Below are 19,768 nucleotides of genomic sequence, written 5' to 3'. Positions count from 1 at the left end.
AGCTTGCTCAGACTTCCCCGTAGGGCGGGCTTTAAAATCACTTTATGCCGCGTTAGCTGATTTCGGCGTAGAACAACTATGCCTTCAATCACCTGCCTTGCCTAAAGTGATTTAAATTCCCGCTGGTAGATCATATTCTTATTCGGATTGGTATTACCTATATTTCTGGTTTAATAGGAAAAAAGGATTGGTTTAGGAGTGGTACATGGGTCGGCACATTGCCATCGTCGAAGATGAACAGGTGATAGCGGAAAATTATCGCGATGCCCTGACAAAAATGGGGTACGAGGTAAAGATTTACAGCAACCGGGCTAAAGCAATGGAAGCGTTTCAGCAACGCCTGCCTGATCTGGCTGTTATCGATGTTGGCCTGGGCGATGAGGTCGAGGGCGGATTCGAACTTTGCCGAGATCTTCGAAGCATGGCCCCTGCGCTGCCTATCGTATTTCTCACAGCACGTGACAGCGAGTTCGATGTAATTTCTGGGCTTAGACTCGGCGCAGATGATTACCTGACCAAAGATATCAGCCTGCCCCATATGATGGCGCGCATCGTCGCTCTGTTTCGCCGTATCGAAGCATTACAAAAGCCTGTGCAGGCCAATGCGATACTTGAACGTGGCGCCCTGACCATCGACACCGAACGCATGTCCGTGTGTTGGGACCAACAGGCTATCGACCTTACGCTGACGGAGTTTTGGATAACCCATTCGCTGGCCAAACACCCCGGCCACGTGCGAAACAGGCAGCAACTGATGGATGCCGCTAATGTCGTACTGGACAACAACACCATCACCTCTCACATAAAGCGGATCCGAAAGAAATTCCAGCGCATAGACCCGGCCTTCGATGCAATCGAAACCGCTTATGGTATGGGGTATCGCTGGCGGGCTAACGGATGAAGCTCAAACGCCAGTTGATGGCTGCCAGCCTATTTATGCTGGCCCTACCTTGGGCGGGTTGCCAATATGTGCGAGAAGCAGAAAGCGCCCTTCGCGCCGGTCAACTGCAATCTTTGGAAGCAACAGGTCAGGCGATTAACTCCCTGTTAGCGCAACAGGAGTGGGGACTGGTAACAAAAGCCAGCACAGATGGTGCTGAGCCACTATTCGCGCCTGAGCGTCCTTGGATAGCGATTCTTGACGGCTACTTGGATGAGTGGCAAAGCATGCCCGCCCGACGCCTTGAAAACGGTGAGTTTGCAGCCGACCTTCGCATGTTTACCCGTGGCGACAAACTGTACCTGCATGTTTCGGTCGAAGATTCAGAGCGCAGCTACTTTGATCCGATGCGCGGTATTGCCAACAATGGCGATCATATCGTACTTCGCAGCGGCAACGGCATCGATTACCGCTTGGCAGCCAGCGCACCAGGTCAGTTGATTGCGCGATACCAATCTGGCAATCGGACCCTTTACGAGCGAGAGATAGCCGGTTACTGGCTGGAAACCCAGCAAGGTTATCATCTGGAAGCTGTCGTTCCGCTGGCGCTTCTCAAAGGCAAATTGGGACTTTATGCCGTCAATGCATCCGCTATCGCCAGTGACAACGCATACCTCAGTCATTACAACTTCAGTGACCAACAGCCCCCCAGGCTCATTACTACCCGGGTAGATTTGGAGCGAACACTGGCATTGTTTCAGCAGCCCAGTTTAAAACTGTCAGTGATTGATAGCCAGGGCTGGCACCGAGCCAGTGTTGGCGAACTGGCAAGTTACCAATATGGGCCGGCAAGAACGACCACTAGCCACGGCGCATTAAAGGCACTCTATCGCGCGATCCTGGAAACACCACCAGCACCTCCGAGCAATAGTTCGCAACTTTTCGGTCAGGAAAAAACAGCCCCGATTCTGGCTGCGATTAACGGCCAAACCGCTGCGGGATGGTATCGCCAACCTCACTCGTCTGAACGTAGCCTGGTCAGTGCTGCCATCCCCATAAAAAAACAGGTGGTATCAGCCCAGAATGGCAGCGGCGAACTCAAAAGTGATGACGTCCAATATGGTGTATTGCTACTGGAGCAAAGCAGCGAGTCCTATCTATCACTGACCGATCGCGCCTTCAGCAAACTGTTTCTTTCCAGCACTATTGCGCTATTGATTGGTGCAGCCGGCCTGTTTGGTTATGTCAGCTGGCTTAGTTGGCGGATCCGCCGACTCAATCGATCTACACAATCCGCCGTCGATCATCAGGGAAACTTCAGTTCGACATTTAAACCCAGCCGGACGTCTGATGAGATCGGCGACCTAAGCCGCGGGTTTGGTGAACTGCTAAACCGGGTACAGCAATACACAAACTACCTGCAGACACTGTCTCGAAAGTTATCCCATGAGCTTCGCACGCCACTGGCGGTCGTCCACTCTTCGCTGGATAACCTGAGTATGAGTAATGGCGATAAACAGGAGCGCGAAATGTATCAAAAGCGCGCCAAAGAAGGTGCCAACAGATTGAGCAGCTTGCTGACTGCGATGAGCGAAGCCAGTCGCCTGGAGGAGAGCATCAAACATGGCGACCAAGAGATTGAAGCCATTGACCTGAATCTGATGTTCCGTGAAGTTATTGCGGCATACAAAGACGTTTACACCCAACACAACTTGATGCTGTCTGAGTGCGAACAGCCGTTAGTTGCCAACATAGCACCAGAACTACTGGTACAGCTTACCGATAAACTGGTCGACAATGCCGCGAGCTTCGCCCCTGAAGGCAGTGACATCAAAATCAGGCTTTCACGTAACTCTAACAAAGTAGAATTACGGATAGAGAACACTGGACCGCGACTGCCAGAAGCGATGCAACATCAGCTGTTCGACAACATGGTATCTGTTAGGGAAAAAGAGAAATCTGACGGCGGAAGCCACCTGGGGCTAGGCCTGCATATTGTGAAGCTGATTGCAGACTTCCATGGTGCAGCGGTCACAGCCAACAATCTGGAAGATGGCAGTGGTGTTGCTTTTACCTTGGTCATACCCATCGATGACAACAAACATGCGTAACTTAAATAAGTCATTGCAAGATACTCCGACCGAAGTACAGACCGTCGCCGCCATTAGAATTCCGGCGTTCTTAATCGATTTCACCGCAGTTATAGCTGTGATAGTGGCCTTGATTACGATCCTAAAGTCCATTGGTTTTGCGCCGGAGCAATTTCCCATTGGCTACGTGATGTTCTTGCTTATTCCGCTGGGCTTGTTTCTCTACTGGTCTCTAAACATCAACCTGGGTAAGCGCCTGTTTAAACTGGAAGTGATCGACGAGAAAAGTGGCGGTAGCCCTTCCCTAAAACAGCTGTTCATTCGCTGCCTGTTGTTCTCTCTGCTGGTCTCGTTGAATGTCTCGTTCTTGATACCTATCTTCGTTTCGAAAAAACACCGTGCTTTCCACGATATGATGGCGGGGACATTGGTTGTCAGGCGCACCACCTGACAACCAAGGGGCATACCTGACCCTACGCAGTGGTACTAATCGTAGGTATCAGCTCCTGAATATAACCAATCGCTTGGTTAACATTGTCCTCGGTGTATCCTTCCGATTTAAGCTTTTCAAGCAGATCAGTCAGGTCCTGTTGCGCATCGCTGCCCTCTTCCTGATCTTCACTTAAGCTTTGCAACAGACTCTCAAACAGAGAGCCTGAGTCATCAGTTTCCTGACCACCTGAAGGTGGAGGCATAGCGCCGCCAGGCGGCATGCCCGCCATCTGCTCTTTCATACTGTCGAGTAGTGCCTGCCGCTCTTCAGTAGAGACTTCGCCATCACCGTTGGTATCCATCTTTTCAAAATGGTGGGATAGCTTGTCGGTATCAAATTCAACGCCACGCTCTGACAGTACTTCGGTCATCTCCTCGATCGTCACGCCACTGCTACCATCGATATCAGCGGCGGAAAAAGCATCATCCATCTGCTGCTTGTGCTCTTCCATTTGTTGCTGGAATTGATAGGGGTTTATGGTTCCCGAGCCAGAAATGTTCATTGTTAGTCTCCATTAGACATGTGTTATGGCAACCAACAATTCAGCAAATAAGACTCCAACCCATGCCAAATTTACATAGCTTTACCTAACTTTACGCTCAGCATGGTTTTCGAAGAAAAGATACGAGGCACCAGATAACAAACGTAAAGAAAAGGATTGTCTCTTTACATTGTAAAGGCGATTAAACATTTGAAGTGGCTAAACTTTTCCGCTGGCGGCAATAAGGTAAGATTAATATTGCCGCCAGCGTATCAAGACTATTGTCAGGCTTGTTTTGTAGAGTCTGAAGATTCGGGATTGGATTCAACCTCCCCCTCTTCATTCGGATTTTCTGATTTAGGAGCTCGTGCACACCCCGAAATCTTCATTGCCAGCTCAGTCATCTCATCCAGCATTCGGTGGATCATAAACAGCTGTTGCAACACCATGCGTGTGATTTCATCACCACTATCGCGCCAACGTCCCAGTTTGATTTCAAGGCCACTGTCAGACAGTTCCTCGACATTGAGCGGCTTTTGACTAAAGATGGCAGTGACGTTTTCAAGTCGCTGATGAATATGCTCGTGGGCCTGGCTGACAAGAAGGTGGATCTCGTGCTCACTCAGTCTGTCTCTATGGGCACCCAATGCCGATATGTAGCCAAGCAAGGCATGATTCAGCACCAGCATTCGGAAGCTTTCATCAACGGCTTTACGATATCGACCCGGCTCCTTCAGCATGGCACTGATCGCCTCAGACAAGTCTGCATCGCAGTTGTGAGCCTGACGACGTGAAACCCGGTAAGCCAGGTTATCTTTTTTACCTACCCGGTACTGAGCAATGATATGACTGAGATACTCTTTGTTGGCATTTACCGCCGTCGCCATCTTGCTAAGCATATGCCTGGCCTGCCAGTCAGGTAAAACATACCTCACCGCCAATGCCGCAATCGCACAACCCACTAAAGTGTCGCCCAAACGTGGCAGTACGACCGCGTAGCCTTCTCCCAATTGGCTGAAACAGAGCAGCACTAGCAAGGTGATAAAGCCAGTTGCCACACCATAATGCAAAGTTCGAGTCGCAAAAAACGCGACACCAAAAATCACCATCAATACCAACTGACCTTCCTGGCCAGGAAACAGGTACAGCAGCGGCACGCCCAATAACAACCCGGCAACTGTGCCAGCCATACGTTCAGCCACGCGCTTTCGTGTTGCACTAAAGTTAGGGTGGCAAACAAAAAGGATTGTCAGCAGGATCCAATATCCGCGCTCGAGCCCTAATCCCAGGACGATCCCATATCCAACCGTTAACGCAAGAGAAAGGCGGACCGCATGTCTGAACAGGAGCTTTTTCGGGTTTAGCGCATCCCAGATCCGCCGGCCCATTTCCGCTAGGGTATGAGCTTCTGAATCTCGGAAAACATCCTCCTGCTCCAATGCCACATCCGGGTTATTGGCATGTGAAAGTTGGCGTTCAATGGTCGACAGGTTGCGAAGCAAAAACTTCAATGATGATAACTGTGTCAGCCACTCAGGGTTCTTTTGATTGCGCAGATACACCAGTGACTGATTGGTATCCTCCAGCGCCTGGGTGACCGCCTCTTCGTGTTCGTAGGGTTTACGAGAAAGAATGGCTTTGGCTAACTTTCGACAGGCGCCCGCCTGCCGTTCCAACAATAATTGAAATCGAAACAGGATATCGGAGTGACGGAAGGTATCACCCAGCTCATCGTAACGATAGTGAGAGGAAGCTGCGCGTTCGTGAATATCCTGCGCAACAAAGTAGAGCTTTAGAAACCGGTCTGCGGTTTGTCCGGGTCTACCGAATCTGACCCGCTTTTGAAGCGTGTCTTTGGCACGGTTTAGCTCTGCCACCACCTCACTGTTGTATCGTGCCAGCTCTAGTCGCCGCTGATGAGAAGAGAAGCCACTGACAGGTTCAAACAAACGGGCTTTCAACTGCAGGTAAACCCGGAGCTTTCGAAACACGCGGGCAAGACTTTGCTGTACGGACTGGTTAGGCCAAAGCAGGTGCCAAACCAACGACAACAGGCGATGCCAACCCGCCGCCAACAGTAGCAATACGGGCTGAGAGATAAGGTCATCAGTCAGGTGTGCACCCAACATGGCGTAAACCGCCAGCAGCAATGATGCAAACGCGATACTGGCATAACGTGCTCCAATCGCCCCCAGCATGATAAAACCGAAGGTCGATGTGAAAAGCCCAGCAGCAAATAGCCAGGGCGTATCAAACAGATACTCGATTGAGAAAGCCGCCAAAGCGAAACAGGCCAGCATCATACTGGTTTGACGTAGCTTGCCACCAAAGCTGTCTTCTGTTTCGGATAGCGCCGCTGCGATCACACCGAGCACCATCGGGGTTACCGCATGCATCGCCTGAAAATACCAGCACGGCAAAACCACCCCGAGCAAAGAGATCAGAGTACGAATGCTGTAATTAACGCGCTCATTGGCCCACCAAGCGCTTAGTTTTCTGCTAAAGCGGCGAATAATCCTGTTCCATCACCAGATTTGAAAGGCGGCTATGCTAACGGCCTGCAGGGCCAACATCTTTGATTTAGGCAAAGCCGCTAATAACTATAGGCTTTTTCTTTGGCTTAGTCTCAGGGCGCAGACACTGCCTTTGGTGTCGCAGGAGGCGTAACCCATGTTGCCGGTTGAAAGTGTTACTTATGATCCGGTTGCACAGGTAACTCTCCCTCTGGAGAGGGTGAAGAAGCATTAGCATTCCCCACGAAGTGTTTTGAGTACCATGCGCTCGCGGCATACGACCGCCAGGGATGGCGGAAATGCCGAAAATGCAGGAGCAATTTTCGGTCGTACATCCTGTCATCGCCGCTACTGTGCATCCATGCACCCGCGGCATACCGTACATCCTGTACATAAAAAAGCGGAAGCATCGCGCTTCCGCAAACCGGCAGATACTTGGGAAGGTATTTTGCCGGAGGCGGTCAGAGGGAGTTGACCGCCGCTTCGCTCCTAAGGAAAAGGAAAGCCAGAGCAAGTATCACTTAGTTGTTGTAATTCACTTTGGCTACGCTGACGTTGTCACCCTTAGTCAGCTCGATACTGACAACTCGCTCCAGCGCATAAGCGTCGTAGTCGCCCTTGTTGGCAGTAGACAGGGTGGCACCGTGACTTTGGCTGGTAATACGGTCAGCAGATACGCCTGCTTCAAAAAGTTGCTGTGCTACCGCGTCAACACGGGCCTGGGACAGTTGCAGGTTATAGTCGGCGTTACCACGCGGATCGGCATAACCGTCCAAGTGCACTTTCATCTCTGGGTTACGATTCAGATATTGCGCCAGCAGTGATAAGCGATTTTTGGCGGCGTCAGTTAGCTCGCTTTGGTTGGTCTTGAACAACATGGCAAGTTGCAACTGCTCAAGCATCTGTTTTGCGTATTGCTCAGCTATCTTGCCCTGTTTTGCCACTTCATCCTCCATTTTCTCCAGTTGAAGGCGTTGCTTAGCAAGAAGTTGTTCAGTTTCCTGAAGTTGTAACTGTGCAGTTTCCAGGTCATTACTCAGAACCACAGCATGGTCGGCACCTTCAATATTCTGGTTAAACCATGCACCAGCCACCATACCTGCCAGCGCTCCGAGTGGACCTCCAGCAATAAAACCTGTGGTCGTCGTTGTGAGGATTGTGCCCGCTTGTTTTGCATCTGTGTACTGAGGCTCAGGCTGTTTGGCAAAAGCGTTGGCTGAGAAAAGGGCGGTAGCAACAGTAGCAGCAATCAAAGTAGTGTTTTTCATGTTCGACTCCGTTAAACATCGGTAAGTAAGTGCTTTCGATGTGCTTATTAAACGAGGTCAATCAGGCAAAGCTGGGCAAACAAAAAGGCAATGTAGCGAGGAATTATGACCAATTATGGCAATTGACTCATAACCCCTCGGCGCCAACCACTAGTCGTTGGCGGTTTGGTAAGTTTCTGGCGTGATGGAAAGGCTTTGCTCTGGCGTACTGAACCAGACTTGCTCTTCATCTATGGTGCATTGCAGCTGCATATTCTTATCAAGTAGGGCCGCCAATTCTTCAGAGGCCTGTTCGGGAATATAAATAACTTCGAGATTATTTAAGCTCGCCAATTGTGACTGGTTTTCAGGCCACCACACACTGAATGCACTGCCATAGGCATACAGCACTACTTGCTCGGCTTTGCGGCAGGCCTTTTTCAGCCGCTTAAAATCCGGCAAGCCCAGTTCAATCCACAAAGTGATCTCATCGCTCAGCGTTTTGAGCCAAAGCTCAGGCTCTTCATCCACACACAAGCCTCGGGTGAACTGCAACTGCTCATCTGCGTGCAACGCAAATGCAAGCAAACGCAGCATAGTACGTCTGGCATTTTCGGATGGGTGCTGAGCCACTGTCAGTGGATAGCTGTGATAGTGGTGCCGGCGCAAGTCCGACACCTCAAGGTTTGCTTTATTGATGGTGGCTTTTAGGGCCATAGAGTTGGACTACCAAATGAAAACGTTACTCAACCAGGCGAATGCCAGCAGGCTCAATCACAATCTTTTGCTGCTTGTATAATGCACCGATGGTCTGTTTAAAGACGCGCTTGCTGACACCAAACATACGTTTGATGGTTTCTGGATCGCTTTTATCGCTGACAGCCAGAAAACCACCGGCATTGTTCAAACGTTCCAAGATCTCGCTTTCAAGCTCACCGACCTGAGCCTGACCCGAGGTAGACAGTTTGAGATCGATTTTGCCATCTTCACGCACTTTCTTAATGAAGCCTTTCATGCGTGTGCCATAGTGCAAGCGTTTAAATACTTCATTACGGTAAATCACACCCCAATGAGCGTGGTTCACGATCGCCTTGTAACCCAGTTCGGTCTGGTTAGCGATAATGAGTGACACTTCTTCGTTAGTTTTGTAATTCGCTGGCCAGTTATCTAAAAAGCGATCAAGACGGCTGCTGGCAGCAATCCGCTCGGTGACATCATCTTTAAACACCCGAACCAGATAGCTGCGTCCTTCCTCCATTGTGTCGCGCTGTTCGGAGAAAGGCACCAGCAGATCTTTCTGCAACCCCCAATCAACAAAGGCACCATGGGGGCCAACATCAACCACTTTCAGGTACGCAAACTCACCCACCTGAGCCTTAGGCTGCTCAGTGGTGGCGATGGGCGTGTCTTCGGAATCCAGATAAACAAACACGCGCTGCACATCACCCACCTTTAAGTCGTGTTTGATGTACTTAGAGGGCAACAACACTTCGCCCAGGGTTTTGGTTTCCAGATAGGCACCGAAATCAACTAATTTCGCTACTTTAAGAAAGTTGTAACGGCCTAATTCATCGCTCATGGTTTACTCGAGTTGATTATGCTAATCCATCGCTTCTTCGCGGGCTTCCATGCGCGCTTTGAGATCTCTGACAGAGCGTTTATAGGCAACATAATAACGATAGATATTACCCACGTAGCGGACGGGTTCTCGGCCAACCTTGGCGGCCACCACCAGTTCAACATTATTGAACCAACGATTTGGATCTAGCCCACGCTGCTCTGCTTCTTTTCTTAGCCGGTTCACCCGTGTCGGTCCGGCGTTATAGCCGGCCATTGTAAACAGTAAGCGTTCAAAGGGCTCGATATTTTCATCAGAAAAATAGTGGTCCCTGAGTTTTGCCAGGTACTTGGTACCCGCATGAATATTGGTTTTAGTATCAGAAATGTCGTCAAAGCCAACAGAGCGCGCTGTTTTGGGCATGATCTGCATGATACCTAAGGCGCCCACATGGCTTTTCGCTTTGGGATTAAAATGAGATTCCTGATAAGCAAATGCCGCAAGCAGTAGCCAGTCAATATCATATTGCTCGCCATACTCTTTGAAATAGGATGTCAGCTGATGAATGCCACGAAACGGATCTCTTTGCTCAGCCGCTTTTACCCACCAGGTACTGCCAAAGTAACGCTTGATAAGCGTGTTGGTTATTAGCGTGCCTACACGATGTTTGTAGGCAAAATTATCCAGCACTTTCTTGAGCTTAGGGCTGTCTTGGCGAAACGCTACCGCAATCTGACCGCCCACTCTTACCGGCACGTCAGTGTGCACCGTCATATCGGTAAACACCTGAGACCAAAGCCGGAGTTTATGTTCGTCAGTGACTGTCGCCGGAATAATGCCGTCATTCACCATCTCAAGTACATCTTCATCTTCCAGTCTTGGATCCACCGGAATAATTCGAATAAGTGGAAGGTGTCGCTGCTCAAACTCCCGGTTCAATTTGACCAAACTTTCGTAATAACTGGAGCTGAATCGCACATGGATCTCACGTCCGGCTAAATCATCGAGTGACGTTATCGGCGTGCTGTCATGGGTGACAATCTGCTCCTGCACTTCTGACGAAAATGGACGAGAAAAGTCGACGACCTCTTTACGCTGGTCAGTAATGGTCAGGTTTGCAAAAGCAATATCACCATACCCTTCCACAAGAAATGGGATCAGCTGATCACGTCGAACCGGGATAATGGTGAACTTGAGCAGGCGGGTAGACTTGGCACCAAACCACTCTTTGAAGAACCCCTCCATTTCGCGGATCGATTCATAAGCTAAGCCACGCTGCGTGCCCTTATCTATGTAGTACTGGCCGAGCGAGAAAGTTGTTAAGACACGAATTTCACCGCGCTTAAGCATGTCGTCGAGGTCACCCATGCGGGCATCGCTAAGTTGTGGCCAGAGTTCTTTAAACGCGGTATCAGCTAATTCCTGAACATCGATGGGACGTACTTCAGACAGAGGCAGCAGCTCTTCATCTTCGACAGCAAGGTCCGTTGATGGAGAAGCGTCATCAGGCGACCTGTCGCACGCCACCAGCGCCATGACAACTGTCACCACAAAGGCGGACACCATCACTAACTTACGTCGATAGCTCAACCACATACCTGTTTGCCCTACTACCCGATAAACCTTAATTATCGTTCAGTGTGCCTAGCATGGGTGGAAATAGCTTGTAACAGGCATAAAAAACAGGGCCTAAGTCACGCCCTGTTTTTCTTAGCAGAAAAATCTTATCGACCAGTACGATAGAGGGTTTTAATCAGGTGGTAACCGAAAGGCGTTTTTACCGGACCATGAACTTTCAGCAGCTCGCGTTTAAACACAACATCGTCAAACGGTTTCACCATCTCGCCACGGCGAAACTCGCCAAGATCTCCGCCTCGCTTACCGGACGGACATTGCGAGTGCTTTCTGGCCAACTTACCAAAGTCTGCGCCTTTATCCAGCTGCTGCTTCAATGCCGCGGCTTCTTTTTGTGTTTTTACAAGGATATGGATGGCCTGGGCTTTTTGCATAATTTGTTTCTCACCAAAATCTAGAATGCATTAATTAAATTCTAACCAACATGGCGCCTATTCATGCATCTCTTTCGCTAAAAATGCCTGCAGTCGTTCCAGCGCATCTTCCCTGCCCTGGTTAATCTGATGTACCGCCTGCTGATATCGGTAGCTGAAAAACTCAAACCACAGCTGCAACAGCTGGCTGTTGTGTGATTCACCAGCAACCTGCAATACCCGAGCAGCCACCTCAGCCGTGGCCAGTTGGTCTTTGTGCACGGCTTTACGGATCTGATAGTCCGATCCCTGCTCCGCTTTAAACGAAAGCAGCGGATAACCATCCAGGTAGGGGCTTTTGCGGAACATTTTGCACGCTTCGCGCCAACTACCATCCAACAGGATAAACAAGGGTCGCTTGCCGTCATCAATCTTTGGTAGCTCTGAATGCACCGGCCGTTCAGGAGCCGCATATGATCCAGGAAACACGATAAAGGGTTGCCACTGCGGCTGTTGCAGCAGCGCAATCAGCTCAGGATCGACTTCGGTTCGGCGCCACAAAAAAGCATAGGTTTCCGGTACCAAGTCGGCAATCAATCGCGCCGTGTTGCTTGGTTTAAGCACCTCATCGTCGTACATCAAGAGTACAAACGCAGCATTCGACTGTGTCTCAGGCAAGTGCTCACAGGTACAGAAATCCGTTGCTAGACGACAATAATCACAGCGCTCAACACTACCTCCGCGGGCCATAAACGGCCTTCGGCTTAGCGACTTGCGATAGTCATGAAGCTTATGGATAGCATGCTGCTGTCGATCAACCTGATGAGCCAAACTCACTCCGACCTGTATGATTGGGCGCGCAATTCTAACAGCTTAATTCGTAAATGGCTGATACAAAGCCAAACATGCTGTAATGTAGCTGCCCATAAATGACTCTCAGGGTCGCTATTTCAAAGTCGTTATCAAGGAAGGTATATGAAACAGCTGATTATTTTGGCAGCACTGCTCGGTGTGGCTTACTTTGGGTTTAACCATTTCAGTCCAAAATTCGGTTCACCGAAAGTTACAGACCCATACTATGTAGAAATTCGCGTGAGTTACCCCCACGAAAGCATCAACCTTGTTGGATTTGGCCTTATGCATTCATTGCAGGAATGCCAGGCTGAGAGTGAGTCAATTTGGTTAAAAGCGCTCAAACATGTGGGTAAAGTGAATGTATCAACCGACTGCAAAAAAGAACTGCCTGCTAAATACCAAAAGTTGTTTGATAACAAGCCGTTTGATGCCACCTACATCACTCTGGATCCACAACACGAAAGCGAGCGTAAGGGTCGGTTTGTTATTTATGGTGTGCCATCAAGTCTGATGCAAAGCCGGTGCGAAGCGTTGATCAATCAAACTCAAAATCAATATCGAGGAAAGGTAAACTGCATTAAGGGCAATGTAGGCTAAGCTCCACTCCTCGACGTTTAACGGGGGTCTTTCGGATAAAAACGCTCCGCCACTTGCTCTATGGGCTCAAAACGGCGCGTGTTTTTATAAGGCAATTTCATATAGCCAGCGGTGCCTATCCCGGTGATATCGGGCACCGCGGCCAATATTCTGGCTAACAGCGCTTTGAACTGCACCTCTTTGTCAGGCTCAAGCAGGACATAATAGTTATGAATGCGCAGGTGCTGCGGCAGGCTCTCAAAAATAATACAGCCGGTATGATGCATATCGTTGAGCTGTTCCACACAGCTGATAATTTCCTGAGGCAGCACCAATTGTTCATCAGGATCACGGCCATCCTCAAAATAGGAATGACGGTTGCGCTCGTCGACAGGTGGCGCAGGTTGCACCTCGTAGGGCAAGCTCATACCCGGCGGTGGAACAAACGGATGTGACTCGTGGCTTCGCTCAATATGCAATGTACTGCGGGCGTTGAACATGCAGCTCTTAAACGTGCCTTCACGTTTAATCGCTCGGGCAAGCGTGACCATGGTATTCACCGCAGCATAAAATGCTCGCTGGTGTTCTGCACTGTATAGGTTAAGGCTTGCATCAATGGCAACCTCCCCCTCCAGCCAATGGATCGCCAAACCACCCACCACAGGGTAATGACCAAGTCGGGAGACCGCGGCAATAAACGCTTTTTCGGTATCCCCCATGCCCACCAGATAATTTTTGTAGTACTTCTCCAGTTGCACATCATCCATTGCCAGAAGCTCACGATTTTCTCCGCCAGCCATCAGAAATGAGCGCCGAGAACTGTAAACCACAGAATCGATCGCCTCTTCACTTTCCCTGAGCCAGACGGGCACCAATGGCGCAGGTATCTGCCAGTCATCTTCAGCAAAATAGGTGCGTGCCATACGAGCCATATTCGTTAGCAGATAGTCTCCTGCTTTTTGCCTGAGCTCAGGCTCATCAGCCAATAGATTATCCAGAGTTCTCGCAAACTCCTGAGGCAATCCCAATGCCGATGCAGGAATAACGCGATGCCCAAAGCGACAAGATTGACCCGATGCCAGCGCATAAAGCGTCGATGCCACTCCCTGTTCATCAAATCGCGGACTGGATAGCGCGCCATCCAACTGTTCGGGTCCAATAAAGTAGACGTCACCCAGCCGGGCATTACTGTGGTTCATATCTTCAGACATCAGCCCCTGAATTGAGGTCGCCGCAGGCTGACCATCCGCTTCGAGTTGAGCAAACACAGACGAACCCCAATCAATCAGGCACACCTGTTCAGTATCTGCGTCATAAACAATATTGGAGGGTTTGATATCGCCATGGACCTGAGTTCGACGGCTGTCAGCGCGCAACGCTTTTAACAGATTCACCAACTGTGCGGCAATCTGCACTGTCCAGCGAGCGGGCAGCGGGCCTCTCGACAGGCTGATCTTTTCCAGATCCTCACCCGGCGCGCGGCGCATCATTAAGATCGACTGTTTTCCGACGCGCTCAAACGCCAGCATCTCTGGCACCTGAGGATGACAAACCTGCTGCTGCATAAACGCCTCTTCCTCGAGGCGAGCCTGCACTTTTTCAGGTAAATTCACGCGGGAGAACTTAAATACTTTTTGCACGCCCAGAGAGGAGCTGCCAGCAAAGACAAAGCCGTATGCGCCTTTGCCAATCAGACTGATATCCCGGTAGCCGAGCTGCTCCAACTGAGACATACAGAGCTGCACCCACTGCTTCAGCTTGCGGGCATCGTTCTGACTCAGCAGATAGATGGACTGCTCTTCCGAGATATAGAAGTGTTTGAGCGCCGACTCGGCCATTTCACTCCAACGTTGACTAGGGTCTGTAATTCTTACTTCAGATTAATCAACAAATTAGCAGGTTGCGACAAGAGTTGGCAGAAACGATTGCTGAACTTGGCCATGGTCGCGCCATCAATAATACGATGATCTGCCGACCAACTGATATCGGCAATATCACGGGCTTCCACATTGCCGTCGTCGGCAAATCTGGGCAGCCGCTGTACGCGGCCCAATGCCATGATGGCTGACTCCGGGTAATTGATGATGGGCGTTGCCACCGTACCACCAATCGCGCCTACGTTAGAGAGGGTAAAGGTACCGCCACTTAGCTGCGAACGGCTCAGTCGCCCAGCTCTGGCTGCCGACATCAGCTCATCCATCTGATGCGCAATTGACACAATAGACGAGGTCTCCACATGTTTAACCACGGGTACCAACAACCCTTGAGGTGTGTCGATAGCAAAGCCAATATGGTGATGGTGGTAAAACTCAATTTCACCAGCACTCTCATCAAGGTGGCTGTTGAGAATGGGGAACTCGCCTAATGCAATCGACACCGCCTTGATCATAAAGGGCATCAGGGTCAGGCGCGGGATCTCAGCGCCTGCAGATTGCTCATTAAGCAAGCGTTTTATCTTGACCAGTTCTGTTACATCCAACTGCTCACACATGGTGAAGTGTGGGATGGTTTGCACCGAGCGTTGCATCTGCTTGGCCATCGCCGCCTGTACACCGCGAAGAGGCTCGCGGTGGCTGCTTTCGCCTTGGCCCAGGTTCATCGTTCGGGCTAGTTCACCGGGCACCGCCTGTACCGAACCGGCTTGGCTAAATGAGTACAAGTCCTCTTTATAGACGCGCCCTTTATCGCCGGAACCATGCACCTGTCGAATATCCACACCCATCTCTCTAGCCAGTCTTCTGACTGCCGGGCTGGCAATGGCGCGTTCATGGTGTTCGCTGTGATTGGGATGGTGTTCGAGATTGTTGTCGGGGCCGCCATCGTCAAAGTTCTTGCCGACGGGTTCATTTGCTGCTGGTGCTGTTTCAACTGCGACGGTTTGAGAATCCGCGGCTGATTCCAATACGACTTCTTGTGCCGTATCGCTTGAGGCTATTTCATTAGAAACCATCTCTATCGAAAATAGCGGCGCACCAACCCGGGCTAATTCACCCACTTTGTAGTAAAGCTTGGTGATCGTGCCCGGATGCACGGCGGGGATCTGAACCAGGGCTTTGTCTGTCATCACATCGGCTATGGGCTGGTCCTCAACCACGGAATCACCTTCCTTTACCAGCCATTCAACCAGCTCACACTCAACAATGCCTTCGCCTAAGTCTGGCAGTACAAAATCCTTCAGCATGGGCACTCCTTCTATATTTAGTTATTGGCCCTAAATCACAGGCTGTTAAAAGTTCATGACTCGTTTGATCGCCTCATAGGTTTTGAGGTGATCCGGCATATATTCCGCTTCGTGTACCAGCGGGAACGGTGTATCCAAACCGGTAACACGGGTTATGGGTGACTCCAGGTATAAGAAACAACGCTCCTGCACTGTGGAGACAATCTCGGCACCAAAACCACAGGTGCGCGGCGCTTCGTGGTTAATCACCAACCTGCCCGTCTTAAGCACCGACTCACATACCGTGTCTGCATCCCACGGTAGCAGGCTGCGCAGATCGATCAGCTCACAACTGATGCCGTCTGCTTTGGCCAGCTCGGCAGCTTTCTCAATCGCTTCCATCTGTGCCCCCCAAGCCAGCAGGGTGACATCTGTGCCCTCCTGCACCACTTCCGCCTTGCCCAGCGGTAACTCGTAATCACCCTCAGACACTTCTCCTACCGAAGCGCGATAGATCTTCTTGGGCTCAAGGAACAGCACAGGATTAGGGTCCCTTATCGCCGCAAGCAACAAGCCTTTGGCCTGATAAGGATTACGGGGTACCACCACCTTCAAACCTGGGGTGTGGGTGAAATAGGCTTCCGGCGATTGAGAGTGATACAAACCACCGGCAATACCACCACCATAAGGGGTTCGGATGGTCAGTCCGCCGACATTAAACTCGTTACCGGAGCGATAACGGAATTTGGCCGACTCATTTACGATCTGGTCAAAAGCGGGAAAGATGTAATCACCAAACTGAATCTCTGCCACAGGCACACTGCCCTGAGCCGCCAGACCATTAGCGAAACCAATAATGCCCTGTTCGCACAGTGGAGTATTAAAGCAGCGTGCTCTGCCAAACTTCTCCTGCAAGCCGCTGGTAGCCCTAAACACGCCACCAAAATGTCCCACGTCTTCACCAAAGCAGATCACCTTGTCATTGCCAGCCATGGCAATATCCAGCGCCTGATTAATCGCCTGAAGCAGGTTCAACTGCATGGTTATACTCTCCCTGCTGTTTTCGGGTAGTGCTCTGGATACTGAGCCAAGTGTTGTTCCAGCGCTTCCTGCTGGCGTTGAAGTTCTAAGGTAGGCGTGTCGTAAACATCGGTGACCAGCTCTCTAAGCCTAGGTTTAGGCACCTGCTCGGCTGCTTTCATTGCCGCAAGCACTTCGGCACGCAGGCTTTCATCCAACGCCTTATCCTGCACTTCATCCCAGAGCGCTTGTCCTGAAAGCTTTTGTGCAAACAGCCAGTGGCGGAGTCGTTCAATAGGGTCAAACTGACGCCACTTCTGCTCTTCGTCCTTGGAGCGATAACCTGACGGGTCATCAGAAGTGGAGTGTGCACCCAGGCGATAGCTCATCGCTTCAATCAGCACAGGTTTGTTGATAGACAAACAGATATCGCGCGCTTCCTTTGTCGCCAGATACACAGCCAGCGCGTCATTACCGTCAACCCGTATTGTTTTCAGACCATAACCAATGCCACGGGCAGCAATACCATCACCGGCATATTGCTCCTCCGCGGGGGTCGAGATGGCATAGCCGTTGTTGCGACAGAAAAAGATAACCGGAGCATCCAACACCGCAGCAAAGTTCAGAGCGGCATGAAAATCCCCCTCCGAGGCAGCCCCTTCACCGAAGTAACAAAGGGTAATGGCGCCCTCACCTGCCTGCTTCTGGCCATAGGCATACCCTACCGCCTGTGGGATCTGGGTGGCTAATGGCGAGCTGACCGTCATGTAGTTGAGCTTATGGCTGCCATAATGCACCGGCATCTGACGGCCTTTGCCCAAGTCCAGCTCATTGCTGAACAACTGATTCATAAACTGCTCAGCACTGAAACCGCGATAGGCAAGCGCGCCCTGCTCACGGTACTGCGCCATGATCATATCGGTGTCAGCCAAGGCTGCGGCACTGGCAACACTGGCCGCCTCCTCGCCAGTCGAAGTCAGATAAAAACTGATCCGGCCCTGACGCTGCGCCGCCACCATGCGCTCGTCCAATACACGGGTGAAACACATCGCTTTGTAGATATTCAGTGCTTGTTCAGGGTCTACCGCCGATAAATCTGCGGAATCATCTACTTCACCCTCCTGCCCCAAAACACTGAACATGGGTATGGCAAGGGATTCATTTTCAACAAAGCGCACCTGTGGTGTTCGCGTTGCGTTCTTATAGCCAACCTCTGTCATTGCTTCTCCTTCGTCGGGCCGAGAGCGTCATCATCTGCTCGCCACGGCGCCAGTTAGCTGTTTGATCTGCGCCAAACTTTACCTTTACGTAAATGTAAAGCATTAGACTCAGGTGTCATGTGAAAGGTCTGGGACGGGACAAAGCGAGGTTGTAATGCTCAATTTACAACCTGTATTGGTCAGTAACCAACCAATAGCCAGGGATGGCGAAGCTAAGAAAAAGCTGTTAAGCAGCAACGCCGCTAAAGACAAAATAGGTATAAATACGAACGAAAACTAACAGCGCGAATTTTGCTAATACGGCTCGCTGAAACTAAGGTTTTTGACCATACTTAAACCGAGAAGAAGAAACGGCTGGGACGCCTATGAATATTGTATCGGGTGACTTTACCGGCCTGTCCAGTCATTTGACACACAGGCAACTTCCTAAAGAAACGACTGCGATAGAAATTAGCGACGGCTTCCTGTGCCATCGCAGAATTCGTATTCCAGAAGACATTGCAAACGCCGAACTGATTGCAAAAGATGTGAGACGAACGCAACGTCAACTTTACCTTGCCCTATTCCTCGCCATGACACTGTTTGGTTTGCCTCTGGCTTTATATATAGCCTTGTTTCAACGCCAAACCACGGTGGCGATTCAGCTCAAAACCCTGCGCGGGGAACACTTTGTGTTACTTGCAGATGGTGAGGAGTGGCAGCACCTGAAATCCTGCTGCTATCAATTGGGTAACTTGCGTGCTGAACCAACCAAACAGAGGCAACAACAGCACGGCAAGTCAAAACAGCAAACACCAATAATGCACTAGTAAAAATATATTAACGGTGTGGGTTGTTTAACACTTAGGGTCTGTTGACCTTTAGTGTATGGATTTTGTTCGAATGAAACACGTTTTGAGCAAGAAGTGAGCTACGTAACTTAGCGACGATCTAAGAAAGTAGCGAATGACGCAGCGCAGAACGTGTTTCAACGAACCCTTCGGGCAGCATTTGTTGGGAATTTTTGCTTCGTTATCGGCTGTTTATTGAGGGCCACTCAACTTCACAGCCTCTGCCTCGCCTAAATCCCCAGCATATTGCTGCAAAAACAAACAGCAAAGGTCAACAGACCCTAGTAATGCTGCCCTTCATCGTAGTAGGCACTTGGTGTGAGCGTCACAAAGAACACAGCAATCTCCTGTGTTTCGCCGGCCTGTTTAAGTGCCTGGGTCACTATGTTGGCAAATTTGTCCTGCGTGTCCTGTGGCCGTGGAAACCATAACACTTCTATCATCGGCTCCGGTTTAACATTGGCGCCATCAAACACAAATGCCGACTCGATACACTCAAGCGTAAAATGGTCTCGACCGCTTTCGAGCAATTCGGACAGCTCATCCACCAAGCCCTTACTGATCTCTTTCAGGCGAGACTGCTCAACGCCTCGAAAACGTAAATGTGGCATCCAACTATCCTTTACAAGTCATTAACAATCCCTCAGAAGCGGCGCGCAATTGTGGTGCAGATGTATCAATTTCGCGCACTCTTTATAAGGGTAAATCGATTTGGAGGTAGGCCGAACTGTACCACGAGTCACAATTTCCAATGAAAATTAAACAAGGCCCACAGAGATCCTGTTTGGCACAGGCATTGCTACTAATCCGATGTGTCTCGTCGCGTACGCCACGGAATTGGTGATGCTTAACTAACA

The 19,768-nt window shown here is 50.3% G+C and carries 18 protein-coding genes; 5 read left to right on the top strand and 13 right to left on the bottom strand.

Annotated elements, in window-relative coordinates:
- Nucleotides 1-205: 205 nt before the first annotated feature.
- The 3 genes from pdsR to ABEA14_RS00605 are packed head-to-tail and all read left to right on the top strand — an operon-like array spanning nt 206 to nt 3,421.
- Nucleotides 206-901, top strand: coding sequence for a proteobacterial dedicated sortase system response regulator (gene pdsR / locus ABEA14_RS00615; protein WP_345337791.1), 696 nt, complete (start codon nt 206-208; stop codon nt 899-901).
- Nucleotides 898-2,991, top strand: a complete 2,094-nt coding sequence (locus ABEA14_RS00610; protein ID WP_345337790.1) for an ATP-binding protein — start codon at nt 898-900, stop codon at nt 2,989-2,991. Before pdsR ends, ABEA14_RS00610 begins: the two co-directional genes overlap by 4 nt.
- Nucleotides 2,984-3,421: an RDD family protein gene (locus ABEA14_RS00605; RefSeq protein ID WP_345337788.1), complete on the top strand. Its 438-nt coding sequence runs from the start codon at nt 2,984-2,986 to the stop codon at nt 3,419-3,421. Before ABEA14_RS00610 ends, ABEA14_RS00605 begins: the two co-directional genes overlap by 8 nt.
- A gap of 22 nt (nt 3,422-3,443) precedes the next feature.
- Here the strand turns inward: ABEA14_RS00605 and ABEA14_RS00600 are convergent, their stop codons facing one another.
- From ABEA14_RS00600 to ABEA14_RS00565, 8 genes are all read right to left on the bottom strand, one after another.
- The gene (locus ABEA14_RS00600) at nt 3,444-3,965 is read right to left on the bottom strand and encodes an EF-hand domain-containing protein (protein WP_345337787.1); all 522 of its coding nucleotides are present in this window, start codon (nt 3,963-3,965) and stop codon (nt 3,444-3,446) included.
- A 263-nt stretch (nt 3,966-4,228) separates the two neighbouring features.
- Nucleotides 4,229-6,457, bottom strand: coding sequence for a YccS family putative transporter (yccS, locus tag ABEA14_RS00595; protein ID WP_345337815.1), 2,229 nt, complete (start codon nt 6,455-6,457; stop codon nt 4,229-4,231).
- Nucleotides 6,458-6,978: 521 nt separating this feature from the next.
- Nucleotides 6,979-7,725, bottom strand: a complete 747-nt coding sequence (locus ABEA14_RS00590) for an OmpA family protein (protein WP_345337786.1) — start codon at nt 7,723-7,725, stop codon at nt 6,979-6,981.
- A 150-nt stretch (nt 7,726-7,875) separates the two neighbouring features.
- Nucleotides 7,876-8,421, bottom strand: a complete 546-nt coding sequence (locus tag ABEA14_RS00585) for a YaeQ family protein (RefSeq protein WP_345337785.1) — start codon at nt 8,419-8,421, stop codon at nt 7,876-7,878.
- 25 nt (nt 8,422-8,446) lie between these two features.
- The gene (locus ABEA14_RS00580) at nt 8,447-9,283 is read right to left on the bottom strand and encodes a CvfB family protein (protein ID WP_345337784.1); all 837 of its coding nucleotides are present in this window, start codon (nt 9,281-9,283) and stop codon (nt 8,447-8,449) included.
- Nucleotides 9,284-9,304: 21 nt separating this feature from the next.
- Entirely contained in the window at nt 9,305-10,858 is a 1,554-nt protein-coding gene (locus ABEA14_RS00575) for an MltF family protein (protein WP_345337783.1), read from the bottom strand.
- A gap of 128 nt (nt 10,859-10,986) precedes the next feature.
- On the bottom strand, nt 10,987-11,271 hold the full coding sequence (locus ABEA14_RS00570; protein WP_345337782.1) for a peptidylprolyl isomerase: 285 nt from the start codon (nt 11,269-11,271) through the stop codon (nt 10,987-10,989).
- A 57-nt stretch (nt 11,272-11,328) separates the two neighbouring features.
- On the bottom strand, nt 11,329-12,081 hold the full coding sequence (locus ABEA14_RS00565) for a tRNA-uridine aminocarboxypropyltransferase (RefSeq protein ID WP_345337781.1): 753 nt from the start codon (nt 12,079-12,081) through the stop codon (nt 11,329-11,331).
- A gap of 144 nt (nt 12,082-12,225) precedes the next feature.
- Here ABEA14_RS00565 and ABEA14_RS00560 point away from each other — a divergent pair, with 144 nt between their 5' ends.
- On the top strand, nt 12,226-12,702 hold the full coding sequence (locus tag ABEA14_RS00560; protein ID WP_345337780.1) for a hypothetical protein: 477 nt from the start codon (nt 12,226-12,228) through the stop codon (nt 12,700-12,702).
- A 17-nt stretch (nt 12,703-12,719) separates the two neighbouring features.
- Here the strand turns inward: ABEA14_RS00560 and ABEA14_RS00555 are convergent, their stop codons facing one another.
- The 4 genes from ABEA14_RS00555 to ABEA14_RS00540 are packed head-to-tail and all read right to left on the bottom strand — an operon-like array spanning nt 12,720 to nt 18,081.
- Nucleotides 12,720-14,519, bottom strand: a complete 1,800-nt coding sequence (locus ABEA14_RS00555; protein WP_345337779.1) for a protein kinase domain-containing protein — start codon at nt 14,517-14,519, stop codon at nt 12,720-12,722.
- A 32-nt stretch (nt 14,520-14,551) separates the two neighbouring features.
- Nucleotides 14,552-15,862 (bottom strand): 2-oxo acid dehydrogenase subunit E2, encoded by a 1,311-nt coding sequence (locus tag ABEA14_RS00550; RefSeq protein WP_345337778.1) that lies wholly within the window; start codon nt 15,860-15,862, stop codon nt 14,552-14,554.
- A gap of 45 nt (nt 15,863-15,907) precedes the next feature.
- The gene (locus ABEA14_RS00545; protein ID WP_345337777.1) at nt 15,908-16,882 is read right to left on the bottom strand and encodes an alpha-ketoacid dehydrogenase subunit beta; all 975 of its coding nucleotides are present in this window, start codon (nt 16,880-16,882) and stop codon (nt 15,908-15,910) included.
- Between the two features lie 2 nt (nt 16,883-16,884).
- Nucleotides 16,885-18,081, bottom strand: coding sequence for a thiamine pyrophosphate-dependent dehydrogenase E1 component subunit alpha (locus ABEA14_RS00540; protein WP_345337776.1), 1,197 nt, complete (start codon nt 18,079-18,081; stop codon nt 16,885-16,887).
- A 365-nt stretch (nt 18,082-18,446) separates the two neighbouring features.
- Between ABEA14_RS00540 and ABEA14_RS00535 the strand changes: the two genes are divergently transcribed.
- Nucleotides 18,447-18,890, top strand: a complete 444-nt coding sequence (locus ABEA14_RS00535; protein ID WP_345337775.1) for a hypothetical protein — start codon at nt 18,447-18,449, stop codon at nt 18,888-18,890.
- A 302-nt stretch (nt 18,891-19,192) separates the two neighbouring features.
- On the opposite strand, the gene ABEA14_RS00530 is transcribed toward ABEA14_RS00535, so the two are convergent.
- Nucleotides 19,193-19,522, bottom strand: a complete 330-nt coding sequence (locus tag ABEA14_RS00530) for a DUF1904 domain-containing protein (protein ID WP_345337774.1) — start codon at nt 19,520-19,522, stop codon at nt 19,193-19,195.
- Between the last annotated feature and the right edge of the window lie 246 nt (nt 19,523-19,768).

This window comes from Corallincola platygyrae (genome assembly GCF_039544265.1).
In the GTDB taxonomy this organism is placed as follows: domain Bacteria; phylum Pseudomonadota; class Gammaproteobacteria; order Enterobacterales; family Neiellaceae; genus Corallincola; species Corallincola platygyrae.
Note: the sequence above shows the minus strand (reverse complement) of the source record. Positions and strands in the feature narration are given on the sequence as shown.

Bases quoted from the DNA above. Each gene is read 5' to 3' on its own strand.
- ABEA14_RS00555 (WP_345337779.1), bottom strand. From the start codon at position 14,519: ATGGCCGAGTCGGCGCTCAAACACTTCTATATCTCGGAAGAGCAGTCC.
- ABEA14_RS00560 (WP_345337780.1), top strand. From the start codon at position 12,226: ATGAAACAGCTGATTATTTTGGCAGCACTGCTCGGTGTGGCTTACTTT.
- ABEA14_RS00535 (WP_345337775.1), top strand. From the start codon at position 18,447: ATGAATATTGTATCGGGTGACTTTACCGGCCTGTCCAGTCATTTGACA.
- ABEA14_RS00585 (WP_345337785.1), bottom strand. From the start codon at position 8,421: ATGGCCCTAAAAGCCACCATCAATAAAGCAAACCTTGAGGTGTCGGAC.
- ABEA14_RS00610 (WP_345337790.1), top strand. From the start codon at position 898: ATGAAGCTCAAACGCCAGTTGATGGCTGCCAGCCTATTTATGCTGGCC.
- ABEA14_RS00600 (WP_345337787.1), bottom strand. From the start codon at position 3,965: ATGAACATTTCTGGCTCGGGAACCATAAACCCCTATCAATTCCAGCAA.
- ABEA14_RS00545 (WP_345337777.1), bottom strand. From the start codon at position 16,882: ATGCAGTTGAACCTGCTTCAGGCGATTAATCAGGCGCTGGATATTGCC.
- ABEA14_RS00530 (WP_345337774.1), bottom strand. From the start codon at position 19,522: ATGCCACATTTACGTTTTCGAGGCGTTGAGCAGTCTCGCCTGAAAGAG.
- ABEA14_RS00575 (WP_345337783.1), bottom strand. From the start codon at position 10,858: ATGTGGTTGAGCTATCGACGTAAGTTAGTGATGGTGTCCGCCTTTGTG.
- ABEA14_RS00550 (WP_345337778.1), bottom strand. From the start codon at position 15,862: ATGCTGAAGGATTTTGTACTGCCAGACTTAGGCGAAGGCATTGTTGAG.
- ABEA14_RS00590 (WP_345337786.1), bottom strand. From the start codon at position 7,725: ATGAAAAACACTACTTTGATTGCTGCTACTGTTGCTACCGCCCTTTTC.
- ABEA14_RS00570 (WP_345337782.1), bottom strand. From the start codon at position 11,271: ATGCAAAAAGCCCAGGCCATCCATATCCTTGTAAAAACACAAAAAGAA.
- ABEA14_RS00580 (WP_345337784.1), bottom strand. From the start codon at position 9,283: ATGAGCGATGAATTAGGCCGTTACAACTTTCTTAAAGTAGCGAAATTA.
- pdsR (WP_345337791.1), top strand. From the start codon at position 206: ATGGGTCGGCACATTGCCATCGTCGAAGATGAACAGGTGATAGCGGAA.
- ABEA14_RS00605 (WP_345337788.1), top strand. From the start codon at position 2,984: ATGCGTAACTTAAATAAGTCATTGCAAGATACTCCGACCGAAGTACAG.
- ABEA14_RS00540 (WP_345337776.1), bottom strand. From the start codon at position 18,081: ATGACAGAGGTTGGCTATAAGAACGCAACGCGAACACCACAGGTGCGC.